The sequence below is a fragment of the Pseudoxanthomonas sacheonensis genome, from assembly GCF_010093305.1.
Lineage (GTDB): Bacteria > Pseudomonadota > Gammaproteobacteria > Xanthomonadales > Xanthomonadaceae > Pseudoxanthomonas_A > Pseudoxanthomonas_A sacheonensis.
In genome coordinates, this window is the sequence record NZ_PDWS01000002.1 from 237,183 (window position 1) to 254,081 (window position 16,899).

At 63.6% G+C, this 16,899-nt stretch carries 17 protein-coding genes; 10 read left to right on the forward strand and 7 right to left on the reverse strand.

The window, feature by feature from the left end:
* The first annotated feature begins 11 nt into the window (after positions 1 to 11).
* The 3 genes from metH to CSC73_RS03025 all read left to right on the forward strand — a co-directional run bounded on the left by metH (position 12) and on the right by CSC73_RS03025 (position 4,828).
* On the forward strand, positions 12 to 2,726 hold the full coding sequence (metH, locus tag CSC73_RS03015) for a methionine synthase (protein ID WP_163838937.1): 2,715 nt from the start codon (positions 12 to 14) through the stop codon (positions 2,724 to 2,726).
* A gap of 203 nt (positions 2,727 to 2,929) precedes the next feature.
* Positions 2,930 to 3,634, forward strand: a complete 705-nt coding sequence (locus CSC73_RS03020) for a hypothetical protein (protein WP_163838938.1) — start codon at positions 2,930 to 2,932, stop codon at positions 3,632 to 3,634.
* Between the two features lie 12 nt (positions 3,635 to 3,646).
* Entirely contained in the window at positions 3,647 to 4,828 is a 1,182-nt protein-coding gene (locus CSC73_RS03025; protein WP_163838939.1) for an MFS transporter, read from the forward strand.
* 110 nt (positions 4,829 to 4,938) lie between these two features.
* On the opposite strand, the gene CSC73_RS03030 is transcribed toward CSC73_RS03025, so the two are convergent.
* The 6 genes from CSC73_RS03030 to CSC73_RS03055 form a co-directional block, all read right to left on the reverse strand.
* Positions 4,939 to 5,427 (reverse strand): alpha/beta fold hydrolase, encoded by a 489-nt coding sequence (locus CSC73_RS03030; protein ID WP_163838940.1) that lies wholly within the window; start codon positions 5,425 to 5,427, stop codon positions 4,939 to 4,941.
* A 220-nt stretch (positions 5,428 to 5,647) separates the two neighbouring features.
* Entirely contained in the window at positions 5,648 to 6,307 is a 660-nt protein-coding gene (locus CSC73_RS03035) for a DUF2058 domain-containing protein (protein WP_163838941.1), read from the reverse strand.
* Between the two features lie 69 nt (positions 6,308 to 6,376).
* Positions 6,377 to 6,613 carry a SlyX family protein gene (locus CSC73_RS03040; protein ID WP_163838942.1) on the reverse strand — a complete coding sequence of 79 codons (237 nt, stop codon included), beginning with the start codon at positions 6,611 to 6,613 and terminating at the stop codon, positions 6,377 to 6,379.
* Positions 6,603 to 7,955 carry a UDP-glucose dehydrogenase family protein gene (locus CSC73_RS03045; protein WP_163838943.1) on the reverse strand — a complete coding sequence of 451 codons (1,353 nt, stop codon included), beginning with the start codon at positions 7,953 to 7,955 and terminating at the stop codon, positions 6,603 to 6,605. Before CSC73_RS03045 ends, CSC73_RS03040 begins: the two co-directional genes overlap by 11 nt.
* Before the next feature lie 26 nt (positions 7,956 to 7,981).
* Positions 7,982 to 8,926, reverse strand: coding sequence for an FKBP-type peptidyl-prolyl cis-trans isomerase N-terminal domain-containing protein (locus CSC73_RS03050; protein ID WP_163838944.1), 945 nt, complete (start codon positions 8,924 to 8,926; stop codon positions 7,982 to 7,984).
* An 87-nt stretch (positions 8,927 to 9,013) separates the two neighbouring features.
* Positions 9,014 to 9,574, reverse strand: a complete 561-nt coding sequence (locus CSC73_RS03055; protein WP_163838945.1) for a glutathione peroxidase — start codon at positions 9,572 to 9,574, stop codon at positions 9,014 to 9,016.
* A gap of 137 nt (positions 9,575 to 9,711) precedes the next feature.
* On the opposite strand from CSC73_RS03055, the gene CSC73_RS03060 reads away from it, so the two are divergent.
* The 6 genes from CSC73_RS03060 (at position 9,712) to CSC73_RS03085 (ending at position 13,849) form a co-directional block, all read left to right on the forward strand.
* The gene (locus CSC73_RS03060; protein WP_163838946.1) at positions 9,712 to 9,972 is read left to right on the forward strand and encodes a hypothetical protein; all 261 of its coding nucleotides are present in this window, start codon (positions 9,712 to 9,714) and stop codon (positions 9,970 to 9,972) included.
* A gap of 6 nt (positions 9,973 to 9,978) precedes the next feature.
* Complete coding sequence (locus CSC73_RS03065) at positions 9,979 to 10,347, forward strand: GntR family transcriptional regulator (protein WP_163839070.1); 369 nt, start codon at positions 9,979 to 9,981, stop codon at positions 10,345 to 10,347.
* A complete protein-coding gene (locus CSC73_RS03070; RefSeq protein ID WP_163838947.1) occupies positions 10,344 to 11,231 on the forward strand; it encodes an ABC transporter ATP-binding protein in 888 nt (295 codons plus the stop codon). The genes CSC73_RS03065 and CSC73_RS03070 overlap by 4 nt, the downstream gene beginning before the upstream one ends.
* Complete coding sequence (locus CSC73_RS03075; RefSeq protein ID WP_163838948.1) at positions 11,228 to 12,223, forward strand: ABC transporter permease; 996 nt, start codon at positions 11,228 to 11,230, stop codon at positions 12,221 to 12,223. Before CSC73_RS03070 ends, CSC73_RS03075 begins: the two co-directional genes overlap by 4 nt.
* Positions 12,224 to 12,301: 78 nt before the next feature.
* Complete coding sequence (locus tag CSC73_RS03080) at positions 12,302 to 13,132, forward strand: DUF4097 family beta strand repeat-containing protein (protein WP_163838949.1); 831 nt, start codon at positions 12,302 to 12,304, stop codon at positions 13,130 to 13,132.
* 24 nt (positions 13,133 to 13,156) lie between these two features.
* Positions 13,157 to 13,849 carry a DUF2884 family protein gene (locus CSC73_RS03085; RefSeq protein ID WP_163838950.1) on the forward strand — a complete coding sequence of 231 codons (693 nt, stop codon included), beginning with the start codon at positions 13,157 to 13,159 and terminating at the stop codon, positions 13,847 to 13,849.
* A 44-nt stretch (positions 13,850 to 13,893) separates the two neighbouring features.
* Here the strand turns inward: CSC73_RS03085 and CSC73_RS03090 are convergent, their stop codons facing one another.
* On the reverse strand, positions 13,894 to 15,300 hold the full coding sequence (locus CSC73_RS03090; protein WP_163838951.1) for a class II fumarate hydratase: 1,407 nt from the start codon (positions 15,298 to 15,300) through the stop codon (positions 13,894 to 13,896).
* Positions 15,301 to 15,517: 217 nt separating this feature from the next.
* Between CSC73_RS03090 and purB the strand changes: the two genes are divergently transcribed.
* The gene (purB, locus tag CSC73_RS03095) at positions 15,518 to 16,885 is read left to right on the forward strand and encodes an adenylosuccinate lyase (RefSeq protein WP_163838952.1); all 1,368 of its coding nucleotides are present in this window, start codon (positions 15,518 to 15,520) and stop codon (positions 16,883 to 16,885) included.
* Positions 16,886 to 16,899: the final 14 nt, after the last annotated feature.

The window sequence follows — 16,899 nt, forward strand, 5'->3', positions numbered from 1 at the left end:
GAGCTTTCCACATGACGGCAACCCCGCGCCACACCCGCCTTTCCGGCCTCGAGCCGCTGGTCATCACGCCCGATCTGTTGTTCATCAACGTCGGCGAGCGCACCAACGTCACCGGCAGCGCGCAGTTCAAGAAGCTGATCAAGGAAGAACGCTACGAGGAGGCGGTGGAAGTCGCTCGCCAGCAGGTCGCCAACGGCGCGCAGATCCTCGACGTCAACATGGACGAAGGGCTGATCGATTCGGAGAAGGCGATGGTGCGCTTCCTCAACCTGATCATGTCCGAACCTGATATCGCCCGCATTCCAGTGATGGTCGACTCGTCCAAGTGGAGCGTCATCGAGGCCGGCCTGAAGTGCCTGCAGGGCAAGAGCGTGGTCAACTCCATCTCGCTGAAGGAAGGCGAAGAAGCTTTCGTCGAGCACGCGCGCAAGGTCTTGCGTTATGGCGCCGCCGCGGTGGTGATGGCTTTCGACGAGGACGGCCAGGCCGATACCTGCCAACGCAAGGTCGAGATCTGCACCCGCGCCTACAAGGTGCTGACCGAGAAGGTGGGATTCCCACCCGAAGACATCATCTTCGATCCGAACATCTTCGCCGTGGCCACCGGCATCGAGGAACTCGACAACTACGCGGTCGATTTCATCGAAGCCACGCGCATCATCAAGCAGACTTTGCCGGGCTGCCACGTCTCCGGCGGCGTGTCGAACGTGTCGTTCTCCTTCCGCGGCAACGAACCGGTGCGCCAGGCGATCCACTCGGTGTTCCTGTACCACGCCATCAAGGCCGGCATGGACATGGGCATCGTCAACGCCGGCGGCATGCCGATCTACGACGATCTGGACCCGGAGCTGCGCGAACGCGTCGAGGACGTGATCCTCAACCGGCGCAAGGATTCCACCGAGCGCCTGCTGGAGATCGCCGAGCGCTACCGCGGCAAGAAGGGCGAGGTACAGGTCGAAAACCTGGCCTGGCGCGAAAAGCCGGTGCGCGACCGCCTCAGCCACGCGCTGGTGCACGGCATCGACCAGTACGTGGAGACCGATACCGAGGAGGCGCGGCAGATGTCCACGCGCCCGTTGGATGTGATCGAAGGTCCTTTGATGGACGGCATGAACGTGGTCGGCGACCTGTTCGGCGCGGGCAAGATGTTCCTGCCGCAGGTGGTGAAGTCGGCCCGGGTCATGAAGAAGGCGGTAGCCTACCTACTGCCCTTCATCGAAGCCGAAAAGTTGCGCACGGGCGAAGTCGGCAAGTCCAACGGCAAGATCATCATGGCCACGGTCAAGGGCGATGTGCACGACATCGGCAAGAACATCGTCGGCGTGGTGCTGGCCTGCAACAACTTCGACGTGGTGGACCTGGGCGTGATGGTGCCCACGCAGAAGATCCTGGATGTGGCGCGCGCCGAGAACGCCGACCTGATCGGCCTGTCCGGCCTGATCACGCCCTCGCTGGAGGAAATGACCCACGTCGCGCGCGAGATGCAGCGCCAGGGCATGACCATGCCGTTGCTGATCGGCGGCGCCACCACTTCCCGAGCACATACCGCGCTGAAGATCGATCCGCACTACAAGTCGCCGACCGTCTGGGTGAAGGATGCTTCGCGCGCGGTGGGCGTGGCGCAGTCGCTGATTTCCAAGGACCTGCGCGGGCCGTTCATGGCCGCCAACGACGCCGATTACGCGGAGATCCGCGAGCGTCACAAGAATCGCGGCGACGCCAAACGCCTGGTTTCGCTGGCGAAAGCCCGTGAGCAACGCTTCGATGGCGGCTGGGACGACTACACCCCGCCTACACCGAACAAACCGGGCATCACCGTGTTCGACGACTATCCGCTGGCCGAGCTGGTGGAGCTGATCGACTGGACGCCGTTCTTCCAGGCATGGGAGCTGGCGGGCAAGTATCCGGCGATCCTCACCGATGAAGTAGTGGGCAAGCAGGCCAGCGAACTGTTCGCCGATGCGCAGGCGATGCTGAAAAAGATCGTCAGCGAGAAATGGTTGACGGCCAGGGCGGTGTTTGGGCTGTGGCCGGCAAATAGTGTGGGCGATGACGTTGTAGTCGGAGGCGTAGGAGCGACGTCAGTCGCGACTGACGTCGCTCCTACGAGAACTTTGCACTTCCTTCGTCAACAGGTGGACAAACCCATCGAACGCCCCGACTTCTGTCTGGCCGACTTCATAGCTCCGAAGGATAGCGGCAAGCAGGACTGGATCGGCGCCTTCGCGGTCACCGCCGGCATCGGCATCGACGAGCACGTGGCCCGCTTCGAGGCCGACCACGACGACTACAACTCGATTCTGCTCAAGGCGCTGGCCGACCGTCTGGCCGAAGCCCTGGCCGAACGCCTGCACCAGCGCGTACGCAAGGAGTTCTGGGGCTACCAGCCCGACGAGCAGCTGGACAACGAGGCTCTGATCGCCGAGAAGTACGTGGGCATCCGCCCCGCTCCGGGCTACCCCGCCTGTCCGGAACACAGCGAGAAGGGAACGCTGTTCGAATTGCTGGACGCAGGCAACAACGCCGGCATGGCTCTGACCGAGAGCTTCGCCATGCTGCCTACCGCGGCGGTGTCGGGCTACTACTTCAGCCATCCCCAAAGCCAGTACTTCGTCGTCGGCCGCGTTTCCAAGGAGCAGGCCGAAGACTATGGCAAGCGCAAAGGGGCCGATCTGGCACAGGCCGAAAGATGGCTGGCTTCCAATCTGGACTACGATCCGGAATAGGTGTTCATAGAACCGATGGCCATTGCTGGCGAACTGTCCCGAAATACCGTTCGTGGTGAGCTTGTCGAACCACGCTTTTCGAGCAGGCGCCCGGCTATCGCGATCCGTCGGATCATGCCAAGAGCGTGGTTCGACAAGCTCACCACGAACGGATTTGAGTTCTAATATTTACGAATCTGCCGGAACGAAAATCCCGAACCCACATGGACGTCGTCGAAAACCACTCCCAATCCTCCAACGCCGCCTTCATCCGCAAGCATGCCGCCCCCGGCCGTATCGGCCTGAGCGGCGGCCGCGACTGGATCAACAAAGCCATCCGCAAGGCGCAGGCGCCGCTGACCAACGACGGGCACCGCAGCCTGTGGTCGCATGCCTTCGTTTTCAGCGAGCAGCGTCTCGACGGGCACTGGTGGGTGCTGGAATCCGATCTGGACCTGCGCTACCGGCAGATCCGCCTGGGCGTGCAGGAAAACCGCGCCGACCGCTATTTCGACGACGAATTGTTTCCGAACCTTGCCATTCTCGATTTCGGACTGGATGAAGCGAAAATCCGCCAGGTCCAGATTGCGGGGCTGGATCTGCTGTCCGGGCTCTCCAGCTATTCGCTCAGCGAGCTGGTCGGCACTCTGTTCGCCATGCACAGTACCCGCCTGCGCAAGCGCGACAACCTGCTGGCCAAGGAAGGCGCGCTGTACTGTTCGGCGATGGTGCAGCACTGCTACGCGGCGGCTGGCGTGGAATTCATTCCCGGCGTGCACGGCAAGAACATCGCGCCGCAGGACATCTACGACTCCGTGCTCCCGCACCGGACCCATTCGCTGATCCGCGATCTCGGCATTTCCAGCCTGCGCCGTTTCGCCCACGAAGCCGGCGAACTGCTCAATACGCCGGTCGAGGATCTGCTCTGAGCATCCGCCGCCATGGCTGAGGCAGCGCCGCAAGCGATCGCCGGCGCGCGCGTGCCCATGGTCCGCCTGTCCGGTTTTTATTTCGCCTACTACGCGGCGCTGGGCGCCTTCACGCCCTACTGGAGCCTGTATCTGAAGTCGCGCGGCATGGAAGTGGCCGCGATCAGCGTGCTGATGAGCCTGTGGTACGCCACCCGTATCGTCGCGCCCAGCACCTGGACCACGCTGGCCTCGCGTTCGGCGCATCCCATCGGCTGGTTGCGCCTGGGCTGCCTGCTGACCTTGGTGAGCTTCGCCGCCTTTCTGCTGCCGCTGGATTTCACCGGGCTGTTCGCGGTGATGTGCGCGTTCTGTTTCGCCTACAACGCGGTGATGCCGCAGTTCGAATCGATCACCATGTCGCACCTGGGCGCGCGCAGCGACCGCTACGGGCATATCCGGGTCTGGGGTTCCATCGGCTTCATAGCGGTGGTCTCGCTGTTCGGCGTGCTGCTCGACCGCTTCGGCGTAGGCACCCTGCCCTGGCTGATGCTGCCGTTGCTGGCCGGGCTGCTGGCGTCGTCTTTCGCCAACAACTACGCGCACCCCGTCGAAGAAACGCATGACGAGAACCATGTGGGTTTCCGGGCGCGGTTGAAGCGTCCGCAGGTGATCGCCTTCTTCGTGGCGGCGTTCCTTGCCCAGGTTTCGTTCGGGCCGTACTACACGTTCTTTTCGATCTATCTGACCGAGCACCATTACTCGGCGACCATGCTGGGCGTGTTCTGGACCGTGGGCGTGCTGGTGGAGATCGGGGTGTTCTTCCTCTCCAGCCGCATCTTCCGGCGCTGGGACGCCGGCAAAGTGCTGATGTTCGCCCTGCTGAGCGCGGCATTGCGCTGGTGGGCGACGGCGCTCTGGCCCGACAACGTTCCGGTGATGGTCCTGGCTCAGCTGACCCACGCGCTCAACTTCGGCGCGTTCTTCGCGGCGGTGATGCAGTTGCTGGTGCGCTTTTTCCCGGGACGCATGAACGGCCACGGGCAAGGCGTTTTCTACGGCCTGTCGTCGGGCGTAGGCGGCGTGGTCGGTGCGCTGACGGCCGGACAGCTGTGGCACTTCGGCGGCAATGTCGCGTTTTTGGCGGCAGGCTGCTTCGCGCTGCTGGCCGCTTTCATAGCCTGGTACTGGCTGGTGAGACGGAACGCTGCGTAGGACTGCGTAGGAGCGACGTAAGCCGCGATTGGACACGCCAGGGAATTCTGCACAAATGACATTCGCGACTTACGTCGCTCCTACGCCAAGCCAGCGCGCTGGGTCCTCGGTCAACCGTTCCGGATATCGCGGTCCCGCAGGAAATTCCGTATAGCTTCGGCGGCTTGGGAAGCCACTACCTGGAATATGAAATGCGGCGCTTCGATGTCGGTGCGCCACACGCCGGGCATGTTGAAGTCGTTCTCCACGCCGCTTTGAAGCAGCCGGTCGCGGTTGGCCCGCAAATACAACACGGGCACGGTTATCCGCTGGAAATCCACCCTGACGTCCACTTGCAGCGTCGCCATCAGACGTGCCTTCAGTACCTTGAGCTCGACGAGGCGCAGCGATGCTCCGAGTTCGCGCTTCACTTCGGCATCCTTCCAACCACCCATCAGGACGGCCTCGAGTGCGGGAAGAGGTGGTGGCGCCCAGGCGGGTAGGAAGCGCAAGACTCGCGACAGCAAGCCGGCCCGCGCAACTGGATTGCGGAGGAACGAGGCAGCGATGACTACGCCTTTGAGGCCAGGTGGCGCCGTCGCAGCCAGCAGAACCGCCAAGGGGCCAGCAAACGACTCCGCCGCGATCAGGAAGCGCCCATCCTGGGGGAGACGAGGTGCAAGCGCTTCGGCAAGGGCCTGGTAACCATCGAATTCATCGACCGGATAGCTGATACCCGCACATCGAAGTCAGCCGCCAGATCCGCGGCGAGACGGTTATACAGTCGACCGGTGCCATCCAGACCAGGCAATAGACAGACAATCAGACGTTGATCGTCGGCTACCAAATCAGGTCATCGGGCACTTGGTACTGCGGGTCGGCATACGGGTCGTCGCCCACCGGCGCATCCGGATCCACCTTCAAAGCCACGCATGCCGGGAAGATGCTTTCGGCTTCGGCCAGCAGCGCCGCGGTAACCAGCAGATAGCGGCCGTTCTGCTGCACCACGCCCAGTTCGCCGGCATTGAGCGCTTTCAGCTGCTCCGCGTTGACATGGATGCGCTTGATCTTGCCGCCATAGGGGAAATGGCGCGCGATCTCCGCATTGGGGTCGTTCAACGATTTGCCCTTCAGCAATTCCTCGACGCGGGCCTTGGCTTCGCGGCGCACGCGCGCCTCTTCCTGCTTCAGGCGCTCGGCTTCGATGCGTTCATCCTTCTCCTTCTGCGCGCGGATGGCGTAGGCCTTGGCCAGATCCATTTCCTCGCGCGAACGTGCAGGCTTGGGCTGGGCCGCACGCGGCGCGTTGTTCGGCCTGGGGGCCTGGCCCGGCCGGCCAGCTGGCTTGCCTGTGGGCTGGTTGCCGGCCTGCCTGTTGCCGGGCCGGGAATCAGCCCTGGAGTCGGGTTTGCGCTCCGGCTTACGCTCGGGTTTGCGTTCGGGCTTCGGTGCCGGCTTGAAGCCCAGCCCCAGGAGTTGGTCGCGTAGGGAGTCGGTCATGGTCGTAGGGGATGGAGGAATCGCTGGTCCGGCATCCATCTCTACCGGAGCCAGCGGAATCGCAGGGTATCAATAGTGCGGCGGCGGCGGTTCGTCCGCGGCATCGGCGTACAGCTCGGTCCGCACCTTGCGCAGATCCGACAGCATGTTGCGCATCAGCTCGGAGGTGCGGTTGCCTTCCGCGCGCGCATCGGCGAGCGCTTCGCTCAACTCGCCAAGCGCGTGTTCCTGGAAGGCGAGCCGGGTCTCCAGTTCGATCAGGCGTTGTTCCAGCGCGGGATCCAGTGCTTTGGGATCATCCGGCATGCACCGATCTCCCCCGGCCTATGCCGTAGTACGCCAGGCCCGCCGCCTCGACGTCGGCGGGCTGGTAGAGATTGCGGCCATCGAACACGACCGCATCGCACAGCGCCGCCTGCAGCCGCGCGAAATCCGGGCTGCGGAACTGTTTCCACTCGGTGACCACCACCAGCGCATCGGCGCCTTGCACCGCCTCCGTGGCCGATTCGCAAAGCACCAGATCATCGCGCTCGCCGAAGATGCGGCGCGCTTCATGCGAAGCCTCCGGATCGTAGGCGCGGACCAGGGCGCCGGCTCCCCACAGCTGCTCCAGCAGGCGCCGGCTGGAAGCCTCGCGCATGTCGTCGGTATTGGGTTTGAAGGCGAGCCCCCAGACCGCGAAGGTCTTGCCGCGCACGCCTTCGTCCTCGCCAAGGTCGTAGTGGCGCTGGATCAGCTCGAACAGATGGCCCTTCTGCGATTCGTTGACCGCTTCCACCGCATTGAGCAGGCGCGCGTCGTAATGGTGCTGGTGCGCGGTACGGGCCAGCGCCTGCACGTCCTTGGGGAAGCAGGAACCGCCGTAACCCGCGCCGGGATAGATGAAATGCCAGCCGATGCGCGGGTCCGAGCCTATCCCGTGGCGCACGTGTTCGATATCGGCGCCCACGCGTTCGGCGATGTTGGCGATCTCGTTCATGAAACTGATCTTGGTGGCCAGCATGGCGTTGGCCGCGTATTTGGTCAGTTCGGCCGAACGCACATCCATCGCCACGATGCGCTCGTGGTTGCGGTTGAACGGCGCGTACAGGCGCTTCATCCTGTCGACGGCGCGCGCGTTGTCGGCGCCGATCACGATGCGGTCGGGGCGCATGCAGTCGTTGACGGCATCGCCTTCCTTCAGGAACTCCGGATTGGAGACCACGTCGAAGGCCACATCGGCTCCGCGCGACTGCAATTCCGAGGCGATGGCGGCGCGCACCTTGTCGGCCGTGCCTACCGGCACGGTGGACTTGTTGACCACCAGGGTCGGCCTGTCGATGTGCCGGCCGATGGTGCGCGCGACCGTGAGCACGTACTGCAGGTCGGCGCTGCCGTCTTCGTCGGGCGGCGTACCCACCGCGATGAAAATGACCTCGCCATGGGCGATGGCCGAGGCGGCGTCGGTGGTGAAATCCAGCCGGCCCGCAGCATGGTTGGCTTTCACCATGGGCTGCAGGCCCGGCTCGAAAATGGGCACTACGCCCTGCTTCAGACTGTGCACTTTGCCTGCGTCGATATCGACGCAGACCACGTCATGGCCTACTTCCGCCAGACAAGTGCCGGTGACCAAACCAACATAACCGGTTCCGAATATTGCAATCCGCATGGGGGACTCACTGAATCAACAAAGGACTACTGCAGGATACCCATCAGTTCGACATCGAATGTCAGCGTCGCGTCAGGACCGATCGGTCCCTGGCCGCCATTGGGGCCGTACGCAAGGCTAGATGGGATCCAGAAACGGTACTTGGCGCCCACCGGCATCAGCGAAACGCCTTCGGTCCAGCCGGCGATGACCTGGTTCAGGCCGAATTCGGCCGGCTGGCCGCGCTGGTAGGAGCTGTCGAACACGGTGCCGTTGAGCAGCTTGCCTTCGTAGTTCACCCGCACGCGGCTCTGCGGCGTGGGACGCGCGCCGCTGCCCTGGCGCAGCACCATGTACTGCAGGCCGGACGGCGTGGTGATGACGCCCTTCTCGTTCTTGTTCTTGCTCAGGAAAGCGGCCCCTTCCTCGCGGTTCTTCTGGCCGGCGGTGCTCTGCTTCTTGGTCATGTAGGCCTGCATGGTGGCCTGCGCTTCCTGCTCGGTCATCAGCAACGGGCTCTTGGCGAGCGAGCTGCGCACTGCCTGGATCAGCACGGGCAGGTCTATTTCGTCCTTCAGGGGCGCCAGCGACGGGCCTACCGCGAAACTGCCCAGCATCAGGCCCACCTTGTCCTTGGCCACGGCCGGCGGCTGCGAACCCGGCGGCATGCCGGGAACAGGCGCACCCTGCTTCACCGCCAGGTTCATGCGCAGGGCTTCATCGGTCGCTTTGGCTTCGGCCTCGCTGATCAGCGGCTGCCCCCCGGCGAAGATGTTGCCGATGGCGCGTTCGAACGCGGCCACGTCGATGTATTCGCCGATCGGCTGGAAGGACCGGCCCACATCCATGCCCACCGCATAGCTGACTTTGTCCTTCTCCGTCACCAGCGCGGCCTTGCCGCCCTTCTCCGCCGTTTGCGCCGACAAGTTGCCTCCCATCATCGCCAAAGTCGCCGCCATCAATGCGGCTACGCCGCGCATCGCCCGCTTCATTGCTAACTCCTGAAAAATTGGGAACCGACGCCGGTACCCGGCGCAATGCGGATATTGTCGCATGCACGGCTCCGATCACGTGGCGGCTTACTTGCCGGGACCTTTGGCCTTCAGTTCGCGTTCTATCGCAGCCACCAGCGCAGCATCGTCCGGCTTGACCTTGCTGGGAAAATTCGCCACCACCGTGCCATCGCGTGCGATCAGGTATTTGTGGAAATTCCAGCCGGGCGACACGCCGGTCGCTTTCGCCAATTCCCGATACAGCGGCGTGGCTTCGTCGCCTTTGACGTGCACCTTTTCGAACATCGGGAACTTCACGCCATAGGTGAGCGTGCAGAACTCCTTGATCTGCGCTTCCTCGCCCGGTTCCTGGCCCATGAAGTCGTTGGAAGGAAAGCCGAGCACCGTGAAGCCGCGCGCGGCGTATTTCCGCTGCAGCGCCTCCAGGCCCTCGTACTGGGGAGTGAAACCGCACTTGCTGGCGGTATTGACCACCAGAATGACGTCGCCGCCATAGGCTTCCTTCAGGTTGACGGCGGTTTTCCCGGCCAGCGCCCGGTAGTTCTGGTCCAGCAATCCTTGCGCCATTACGCTCTGACCGGTCACCAGAAGACCGATTAATATCAATGTTTTCAATATGTTAGTCATAGCAATAACGCCTTGGGGAGAATCGGCAGGCAGTATGCCTTCAGTTGGGGTCACAAAGTTGACATGGGCTATTGACGCACCGTGATTAGGTGTTATAGTTCAATACAACACCACTCACCCAACGCAGCGGGGGTCCCATGAACCACAAACTGTTCACCGCACTGTCCAGCCTCTCGATCAGCAGCGCACTGCTGGCCGTGGGCCTGATGGCCAACGGCGAGGCTGCCCGCCTGCCGGATCCGGTCAGCGACAGTCCGCTGGTCGAATCCGTCGAAACCGGCGCCGCGCAGGCGACCGAAGAAGTTGTGGTCCCGGTTGAGCGAAAACACCGTCGCGGCCGTTCCTCGCTGTCGATGCCCTATTTCTCCTTCGCCCAATCACTGCGTCCGCGGGGCTGAACCATGATGACTCTTACTTCTATCCAATGGAGCGACGGCGCTCCCATTTACCGCCAGCTGAAGGATCGCGTGATCGCGATGATGCTGGACGGTGTGCTTAAACCGGGCGATGCCTTGCCCTCGGTGCGCCAGGTGGCGGCCGAGTACCAGCTGAACCCGATCACCGTCTCGCGCGCCTATCAGGAACTGGCGGACGAGGCACTCGTCGAAAAACGGAGAGGACTGGGGATGTTTGTCACCGACGAAGCCGCAAAAAAACTGCTCGTTAGCGAGCGCGAACGATTCCTCCAGGATGAATGGCCGGCAGTCGCCGAGCGCATCAACCGTCTGGGTCTGTCCACCGAAGAATTGCTGCGCCAGGGGGGTGCCAAATGAACGCTGCGGACAATGTGGTCGGTTCAAATACGGTCATCAGCGCGCGCAACCTGCGCAAGGCCTACCGCAACAAGGTCGCTCTGAACGACACCGGCTTCCAGATCGAAGCCGGCAAGATCATCGGCCTGATCGGCCCCAACGGCGCCGGCAAGACCACCGCGCTTAAAGCGATTCTGGGGCTGGTGCCCTTCGAGGGCGATCTGAAAGTGCTTGGGCTGGATCCGCGCAAGCAGCGCGACGAGCTGATGAACGAAGTCTGCTTCATCGCCGACGTGGCGGTGCTGCCGCGCTGGATCCGGGTCAAGGAAGCCATCGATTTCGTCGACGGCATCCACCCGCGCTTCGACCGCGCCAAGTGCGAGCGTTTCATCGCCCACACCCAGCTCAATCCCAATCTGCGCGTGCGCGAAATGTCCAAGGGCATGATCGTGCAACTGCACCTGGCGCTGGTGATGGCCATCGACGCCAAGCTGCTGGTGCTGGACGAACCCACTCTGGGCCTGGACATCCTGTACCGCAAGCAGTTCTACCAGCGCCTGCTGGAGGATTACTTCGACGAGCAGAAGACCATCATCGTCACCACCCACCAGGTGGAGGAGATCGAGAACATCCTCACCGACGTGATGTTCATCCGCGACGGCAAGATCGTGCTGACCGCGGCCATGGACGAAGTGGCCGACCGCTACACCGAAGTGCTGGCCTCGGCCGAACACGTCGAAACGGCCCGCGCGCTCAAGCCCATCGACGAACGCGCCCTGCCCTTCGGCAAGACCGTGATGCTGTTCGATGGCGTTCCCAGGCAGCAGCTCGCCGCCCTGGGCGAAACCCGCAACCCCGGCCTGGCCGATCTGTTCGTGGCCATCATGAAAGGAACCTACGCATGAATGCCGTCACCACCCATGACCACAAGACCAACAAGTTCAAGTGGCTGCTGAAGCGGGAATTCTGGGAAAACCGCGGCGGTTTCCTGTGGGCCCCGCTGATCACCGGCGCCATCATCTGCATCCTCACCGCGATATTCGCCGTGATCGGTCTGGTGCGGTTCAAGAACAGCGGCGCTGGGTCGGACCTGCAGTTCAGCGGAAACATGGCCGAACACGCCCGTCAGATCGGCGGCATCGGCGACACTGCCCTGCTGGTCGGCATCAGCCTGACCACACTGGTGCTGGCGTTCGTGGTGTTCTTCTACGCGCTGGGCTGTCTCTACGACGACCGCCGCGACCGCAGCGCGTTGTTCTGGAAATCGCTGCCGACTTCGGACCTGCAGATGGTGTTGTCGAAGGCGACCTGGGCATTGCTGCTGGCCCCCGCCCTGTCCATCGCGGTGGGCGTGCTGATCGGCGTGGTGCTCTGGTTGATCGTCGGCGTCACCCTGGCGGCAGCGGGAATGCCGGGCATGTCCGCCGTCTTCACCCATGCCCATCCGTTGAGCGTGATCGGCAACACTCTGACCGTCATCCCTGTCTACCTGTTGTGGGCGCTGCCCGCGGTCGGCTGGTTGATGCTGTGCTCGGCCTGGGCGCGCAGCAAGCCGTTCCTGTGGGCCGTGCTGATTCCGGTTCTGGCCTGCGTGATCGTGAGCATGTCGGGCATCCTGCCGGGAATGGACATCAATTACGGCACCGTCTGGTACACGCTGGTCTACCGCGGATTGCTGAGCGTGGTGCCCGGCAGCTGGGCTCCGGCCAGCAGCGCGTTCGAGTCCAACTTCAACAACAACTCGGAAATTCACGGGCCGGCCGATCTGATGCACCTCATGAACGTCAGCAACCTCGACGTCCTGGCTTCGCCGGACTTGTGGATCGGCGCGGCCGTCGGCGCGGCCTTCATCGCCGGCGCCATCTACCTGCGCCGCTGGCGCGAGCTGGCCGACTGATGCCGGCACCGGGCGGGCCCATGGGGACCCGCCCGGCAACGAAACCCGCATAGCACTGGTTCGAACTGGAGTTCTCCCATGCGCAAGCTGTCCCTGTTGACTCTGTTGTTGCTGGCGCCCGCCGCGGCTTTCGCGGCAACGCCGGAATGCAAGCACTCCCAGCCTCGGAATCTCGCGCTGGACCTGACCGGCGTCAAGGCGGTGGTTTTCGACATCGCCTCCAATGACCTGACCGTGGACGCCATCGCCGGCGCCAAGGCGGCCCTCGGAGGCCAAGCCTGCGCGTCCGACGAAAAATACCTGCAGCAACTCAAGCTGACCCAGCACAAAGCAGGCGACAAGCTGTACGTCACCGCCCGCCGCGAAGGCTCGGCCAGCGGAATTTTCCTGGGCAGCAACTACGCCTATCTGAAACTCGCCGCCACGTTGCCGGACGATGTGATGGTGCAGTTGAAAGTGGGCTCGGGCGATGCCGTGGTCACCGGCGCCCCGCTGCTCAGCGCCGATGTGGGCTCCGGCGATGTAGAAGCCAGGCACATACGCGGGCTGGTCGCGGCGACCGTCGGTTCCGGCGATATCACCCTGGAGGATATCGGATCGTTGCACGTCATCTCCGTGGGTTCCGGCGATCTTTCCGCCAGGAAGGTGCGCGGACCGGCCAAGGTAGGCAGCGTCGGTTCGGGCGATTTCGAACTGGATGGCGCATCGGGCGATGTGGAGATCGGATCGGTCGGCTCCGGCGACGCCAGAGTCACGGGAGTCTCCGGCAGCGTGAACGTGGCTTCGGTGGGATCGGGCGACGTCGAGGTCGACGACATCCGCGGCGATCTGTCCGTTGCTTCGAAAAGCAGCGGCTCGGTGAGCCACAATCGCGTCGATGGCCGCATCAGCGTGCCCAGCGACAACTGACTCCGCCCCGCACTCGAGACTCCCATGAAGACCATGCATTTTTCTCTCCTGCTCGCGCTTTCCCTGGCCGTACTGGTCGCCGGCTGCAGCCCGGGCACGCACGTCTCCACCGACAAGGGCAATGTCACCAGCAATGGCAAGGTCATCACGCTGCGCGCCAACGGCCAGCCCGACGCCAAAATTTCCGCTGATGGCGAGCTGACCATCGATGGCAAGGTGGTGGCCGTGAACGATGCGCAACGCGCGCTGCTGCAGAGCTACCTCAAGGAAATGAATGCGATGACCGCCGACGGCATCGCCATCGGCAAGCAGGGCGCCGCATTGGCGGGCACTGCGGTCAGCGAAGCCATCAAGGGCGCGATCAAGGGCGATGGCGACCAGGTCGACGCCAAAGTCGAGGCCGAAGCCAAAAAGATCGAACAGCAGGCCATGCAGCTATGCAAACGGCTGGCGACCATCAAGGCTTCGCAGGACGCGCTGGCCGAGCAGCTTCCTGCGTTCAAGCCCTACGCCACCATCGATGCTTCCGATGTGGACGATTGCGGGTCCGAGAGCGGCGATAGCTACGCCGCGGGCAAGGAAGCCGGCGGCTCGCTGGCCAGAGCGATGAAGGGCGAGAACGAGAAAGCCGAACGGGCCGCTGCCGAGCCTGGCGACGCGGCTGCGCAGGCTGACGCCGCTGCCACTGCCGCCGACAACGACGCAAAGAACCGCTGATTCCGGCTGCCGTCGCGCGCATGCGTGACGGCAACACCCACATCCTAGCCCGCGCCACCGCCCGGCTTGCCGTGGATGCCGCCCTTGGCCAATACCGCCGGATCGAGCAAGGCTTTCAGGGTCTTCTCGGATAATCCGGTGACTTCCATCGCCACCTCCAGCACCGGACGGTTCTGCTTGTAGGCCTGCTTGGCGATGGCCGCGCCCTTCTCATAGCCGATCACCGGATTCAATGCCGTCACCAGGATCGGATTGCGGTCCAGCGCTTGGCGGATATGCGCCTGGCGCACGGTGAGGCCGGCGATGGCCGAATCGGCCAGCAACCGCGACACATTGCCCAGCAACTGGATCGAATCCAGCAGATTGGCGGCGATCAGCGGCAAGGCCACGTTCAATTGGAAATTGCCGGTCTGCCCGGCGACGGTAATGGCAGTGTGGTGGCCGATGACCTGCGCGCAGACCATCACCGCGGCTTCCGGGATCACCGGATTGACCTTGCCCGGCATGATCGAGCTGCCGGGCTGCAAGGCGGGCAGTTCGATTTCGCCCAGGCCCGCCAGCGGTCCGGAATTCATCCAGCGCAGATCGTTGGAGATCTTGATCAGGGCGACCGCCAGCGCGCTCAGCTGGCCGGACAGTTCCACCGCGTCGTCCTGCGCGGCCAGGCCTTCGAATTTGTTCGCGGCCGATTCGAAACGGGACTTCGTCATCGACGACAGCGTGCGCGCCACCCTTGCGCCGAAGCGCGGGTCGGCGTTGATGCCGGTGCCTATCGCGGTTCCGCCCAGAGGCAGGCGCCGCAGGCGCTTCAGGCTGTCCTGAAGGCGGTCTTCCGCCGATTTTAACTGCGCCGACCAGCCCGAGAACTCCTGCTGGAAAGTCAGCGGCATCGCATCCATCAGATGCGTGCGGCCGGTCTTCACCACTTTGGCCAGCGATCTGCCGCGCCGGTCGATGGTCCGGCGCAGATGCTTGAGCGCGGGCAGCAGGTGCTCCACTACCGCCAGCTGCGCCGAGACGCGGATCGCCGTGGGAATTACGTCGTTGGAACTCTGGCCCAGATTGACGTGGTCATTGGCATGCACCTTGGTCTTGCCGCCGGCCGCGGCCAGCTTGGCGATGACCTCGTTGGCATTCATGTTCGACGAGGTGCCGGAACCGGTCTGGTAGATGTCGATAGGAAAATGCGCGTCGTATTCCCCCACGGCCACTTGCAGCGAGGCCGTGCGGATCGCCTTGGCCACGCCCTTGGGCAGCAGGCCCAGGCCCGCATTGACCTCGGCGGCGGCGGCCTTGATCAGCCCCAGTGCGCGGATGAAGCCGCGCGGCATCGGCTGGCCGGAGATCGGAAAATTGTTCACGGCGCGCTGGGTCTGCGCGCCCCACAGGGCTTCGGCGGGGACTTTCAGCTCACCCATGCTGTCGTGTTCGATGCGAAAGGAATCGCTCATGGCGGTCTCCATTGCCAGTGATCGTTCTACCGTCATTCCCGCGAAGGCGGGAACCCAGCGACTTTCGGGCAGGTGGCGATATCTTCACGCCAAGGCACTGGGTTCCCGCCTTTGCGGGGTTCTCAACAGCCGAATGGCTGGTCATGACGAATCGGGTTTTCTGAAGGATACGCCCACAACGTTTAGAATGTCGGCCCCACTGCCCAGCCTTGCCTACATGTCCGACTCCGCCCTGCTAGCCCTGTCCCCGCTCGATGGCCGCTATGCCGGCAAGGTGGATGCCCTGCGTCCGATCTTTTCCGAGTACGGCCTGATCAAGGCGCGGGTGAAGGTGGAGGTCGAATGGTTGCTCGCCCTGGCGGCCGAACCGGGCATTACCGAGCTGGCCGATTTCAGCGACGCCGCCCGGCAGCGCCTGCGCGCGCTGGCCTCCGGTTTCTCCGTGGCCGATGCGGCGCGGGTCAAGGAAATCGAGCGCACCACCAACCACGACGTCAAGGCGGTCGAATACTTCATCAAGGAAAAGCTGAAGTCCGATGCCGAACTGGGCCCGGCGCTGGAATTCGTCCACTTCGCCTGCACCAGCGAGGACATCAACAACCTCAGCTACGCGCTGATGCTGGAGCAGGCGCGCAGCGAAGTCCTGTTGCCGGCGCTGGACGCGGTGATCGGCACCCTGCGCACGCTGGCCCATGCGCAGTCCGCGCAACCCATGCTGTCGCGCACGCACGGGCAGACCGCTTCGCCGACCACGCTGGGCAAGGAAATCGCCAACGTGGTGGCGCGTCTGCAACGCCAGCGCAGCCAGATCGCTGGGGTCGAGCTGACCGGCAAGATCAACGGCGCGGTCGGCAACTACAACGCGCACGTGATCACTTACCCGGACGTGGACTGGCCGGCCTTCGCCGAAGCCTTCATCCGCAGTCTGGGCATCGTGTTCAATCCCTACACCACCCAGATCGAGCCGCACGACAACGTGGCCGAAATCGGCGACGCTACCCGCCGCGCCAACATCATCCTGATCGACCTGGCCCGCGACATCTGGGGCTATATCTCGCTGGGTTATTTCAAGCAGACGTTGAGGGAAGGCGAAGTCGGTTCCAGCACCATGCCGCACAAGGTCAACCCGATCGACTTCGAGAACGCGGAAGGCAACCTGGGCCTGGCCAATGCGCTGTTCGAACACTTCAGCGCCAAGCTGCCGATCAGCCGCTGGCAGCGCGACCTTACCGATTCCACGGTGCTGCGCGCGTTGGGCACCGCCTTCGGCCACACGCTGGTGGCGCTGGACTCTTTGGGCAAAGGCCTGGGCAAGTTGACCGTCGCGCCCGAGCGCCTGGACGCCGACCTGGATGGCGCATGGGAAGTGCTGGCCGAAGCCGTGCAGACCGTCATGCGCCGCCACGGGCTGCCCAACCCGTATGAACAACTGAAAGCGCTGACCCGCGGACAGGGCATTACCGAGCAGTCGATGCGGGAGTTCATCGCGACGCTGGAGTTGCCGACCGATGCGAAGCAAAGATTGCTGGAGTTGACGCCGGGAAGCTACACCGGTCTTGCCGATTCACTAGCAAAAAAAATATAAACGACGTCATCCCA